Source organism: Arthrobacter sp. (genome assembly GCF_030540645.1).
Taxonomy (GTDB): domain Bacteria; phylum Actinomycetota; class Actinomycetes; order Actinomycetales; family Micrococcaceae; genus Specibacter.
In genome coordinates this window covers 1-3,432 of the sequence record NZ_JAUNVV010000143.1, presented here as the reverse complement: position 1 = coordinate 3,432, position 3,432 = coordinate 1, and the positions used below count along the sequence as shown (strand labels likewise).

The 3,432-nt window shown below is 65.7% G+C and carries 2 protein-coding genes; both read left to right on the top strand.

Translation table 11 applies throughout. From position 1 onward, the window contains the following. The coding region (gene sucB / locus Q4P21_RS15975) for a 2-oxoglutarate dehydrogenase, E2 component, dihydrolipoamide succinyltransferase (RefSeq protein WP_303389707.1) at positions 1-1,464 on the top strand (1,464 nt) is incomplete at its 5' end. A 172-nt stretch (positions 1,465-1,636) separates the two neighbouring features. Continuing rightward, positions 1,637-3,238: an FG-GAP-like repeat-containing protein gene (locus Q4P21_RS15970; RefSeq protein WP_303389706.1), complete on the top strand. Its 1,602-nt coding sequence runs from the start codon at positions 1,637-1,639 to the stop codon at positions 3,236-3,238. The last annotated feature ends 194 nt before the right edge of the window (positions 3,239-3,432 follow it).

The following is a 3,432-nucleotide window of genomic DNA, read 5'->3' as shown; positions in this document are numbered from 1 at the left end:
GCATCACCCCCACAGGCAAGCTCCTGCGCCGCGGCGACATCACTGTGGAGCGGCCTGCGGATGTCTGAGTCCCTGCTGCTGCCTGCACTTGGGGAAAGCGTCACCGAAGGCACTGTCACGCGCTGGCTGAAAGCCGTCGGGGACACCGTGGCCTTGGATGAGCCCCTGGTGGAGGTGTCCACCGAGAAGGTGGACACGGAAATCCCCTCCCCTTTCGAAGGGATCCTGCACAGCATCCTGGTGGCCGAGGACGAGGTCGCCGAAGTCGGCTCCGTCCTGGCCATCATCTCCGCCGCAGGTGCAGCACCGGTCGACCCCGGGGCCCCGGTGGACCGGGATTCCCTCGGCGGCTTTCCGGCCAGTCGGCCGCGGGCGGCCTCGGCCTCCCTGACGCCGCCTACGGAAACCCCCGCTCCGCCGCTGGTCGAGCTTGTCGAGACCCCGTCGGCTCCTCCGCCGCCGGTCGCGCCCACCCCTGTTGCCGCTCCGGCACCGGTGGTGTCACCCGCGGTGGCCTCTGCAAAATCGACCGGTTATGTCACTCCGCTCGTGCGCAAGCTGGCACGCAAGCTTGGAGTTGACCTGTCCACGGTGACGGGCACCGGCATTGGCCGGCGTGTTCGCGGTGCGGATGTGAAGGCAGCGGCTGCTGCCGCGTCGACACCTGCGGCAAGTCCCGCCGTCGTGCATGCTGCTCCGGCGGCTGCTACACCCACGGCAGGAACAACGGCTCCAGCAAGCCTGCGCGGCACTGTTGTGAAGGCGTCGCCCATTCGATCCGTCATTGCCAAGCGCATGCGCGAGTCCTTGGACACCTCCACCCAGCTGACGCAGGTGCACGAGGTCGACATGACTGCGATTGTGCGGTTGCGTGAACGAGCAAAGGCTCCCTTTGCCGCAGCGCACGGGGTGAAACTGACGTTCCTGCCGTTCATCGCCCAGGCTGTGGCCGAGGCTTTGCAGGTCCATCCAATGCTCAATGCTGCTTTTGATGAGGCCGCTGGCACCATCGCCTACCACGACGCCGAACACCTCGCCTTTGCGGTGGACGGGCCCAGGGGGCTGCTGGTTCCCGTGGTGCGCGACGCCGGGGCACTCAACGTGGCGGGACTGGCTGCTGGCATCGCAGACGTGGCGACACGAACCCGCAACGGCTCCATCAAGGCCGACGAGCTCAGCGGCGGCACGTTCTCCATCACCAACATCGGTTCGGTCGGGGCGTTGTTTGACACTCCGATCATCAACCAGCCGCAGGTGGGAATCCTCGGCGTTGGTGCCATTGTCAAGCGGCCCGTGGCCGTTGCCGGCCCGGATGGCGGGGACGTGCTGGCCATCCGTCACATGATGTACCTGTGCCTGACGTACGACCACAGGATCGTCGACGGCGCCGATGCAGGCAGGTTCCTGCAAACGGTTGCCTCAAGACTGAGTGGCGGGGCGTTCGACGCCGACTTGGGCCTCTAACGAGCCAATTGTGTGGGGGTTGCTGCCAAAAGTACAGCAGCCCCCACACGTGTTTAACCATTTATGGCAGGTCTCTGTACGTAAGTAATTGTGATGGAGAACATACCGAGGCTAGTATCGATGGGGGCACTCGTGCCCTACGTCCCCTGTCCACCTCAGCTAGGTCTCAACTTTGCGAAAAATCACTGGGCTTTCCATCGCCTCCGCCGTCACGGCCGCCATCATCATCTCCGGCATTGGCCCCGCCACAGCCGCCCCGGAAGCAACGGCCCCGCCATCCGTCTCCTCAAGCATCTCCCCCACTCCCGCAGCCACAGTTCCGGCCACTGCGCCTGCCATAGTGCCTGCCATGCTGCCTGCCACTACGGCACCGAGCGCTACGGCGAACGAAGCGACGCCTCCTGCAGCCGAGCAAGCCGCAACACCGGCCACAACAGCACCTGCTGAATCGCCTGCGGAAACGGCCACGCCCACCCATCAACCTTTCGGGTCCGTCGCCACGTCCCCTCCCGAAGGCACTGCGCTCCCCCTCGCCGCACCACTTGCCGCACCTCTTGCCGGGGTGGCGAATCCGTTCGCCGCACCAGCTGCCAATGACGCGTTCGTCGGGCAGGTGATCACCGCTATCAACGGCTACCGTATCGCCAACGGCGCCAGGCAGCTTGCTATCAGCCGGTCAATCGGCGCCGGCTCGCAGCAGTGGGCGGCGAACCTGAACGGGCAGATCAATGCCAATACGCTGGACCTGAACAATGTCCACCGCCCGGATGCTGGCGCCTCGATCCTGCCCCAGGGTTACGACATGTACTCAGAGGTCATCGCGATCAACGGAACTCCCCAGCAGGTGGTCGACTGGTGGATGGGTTCCCCCTCGCACAGGGCGGCGATACTCGACAAGCGCGCCACGGACTTGGGCCTGGGCTACGTCAAGTCCACACAAGCTGGCTGGGGCGGTATGACCACGGTGGTGGGAAACTTGGCTGGTTACCCCGACTCGCGGAATCCGCAACCCCAACCACTGCCACAGCCCAACTCCGCCGCAGTGGTAACTGCGGGGGATGTGGCGGCCGTGGACGCTGCTGGCAGCCTGTACATCTACCCCTCGGCCAAGGGCGGTGACCTGTGGCAGCGCAAGTTCGTCTCTGACGGCTGGTCCGGCGCGCAGCAACTCGTAGTCACCGACTACAACGGCGACGGGCGTCAGGATCTTGTGGCCGTGTGGAAGGACGGCCGCCTGACGGTCAGCTACGGCCAGTCAAATGGCACGTTCGCACCGATTAGCGCTATCGGCCACGGCTGGGCCCCGTTCGACATCGTGGTCACCGCTTGGAGGAGCGGCGACAAGTTGCCCTCCATCCTCGCCAAGCAGCGCGTCACCGGCGAATTGAGTCTCTACCCCAACCTCGACGGCGCACGGTTCGGCACACAGACCCGGATCGGCACGGGGTGGGGCCCGCTGACCATCATGGGTTCCGACTTTGACGGCGACGGCCGCCAGGACTTGCTCGCTCGGAACGCTGCCGGCCAGTTGCTCCTCTACCGGGGGACGGGCAACGGCGGCTTTATCAGCGAGGCCCGCCGCGTGGTCGGCACCGGCTGGGGCGCCATGACGCACCTCTCCGGCATCAGCGGCCACGTCAGAACGGGCAGCCAGGGCATCCTCGCCCGAACATCCGCAGGGAACCTGTTGCACTACCCCATGGTCAAGAACGGCTGGGGCACCCCAACTCAGATCGGCAGCGGCGGCTGGGGCCCTCTGCTGCTCGGCAGCTAACCCACGGCGGCGGTGGGCCGGGAATACCTCCGGCCGGCCCACCGCCGTCGTCCATGCACGGTGGCATACGCTGGATTCATGGAAACTCTCGAAGTGCAGTTGGACAGCTATCCGGACGGTTCTGTTGAGGCCCGGAATTTTAGGATTTCATCCGCCAATGTGCCCGAGCCGGGCCCCGGTGAGGTGCTGGTTCG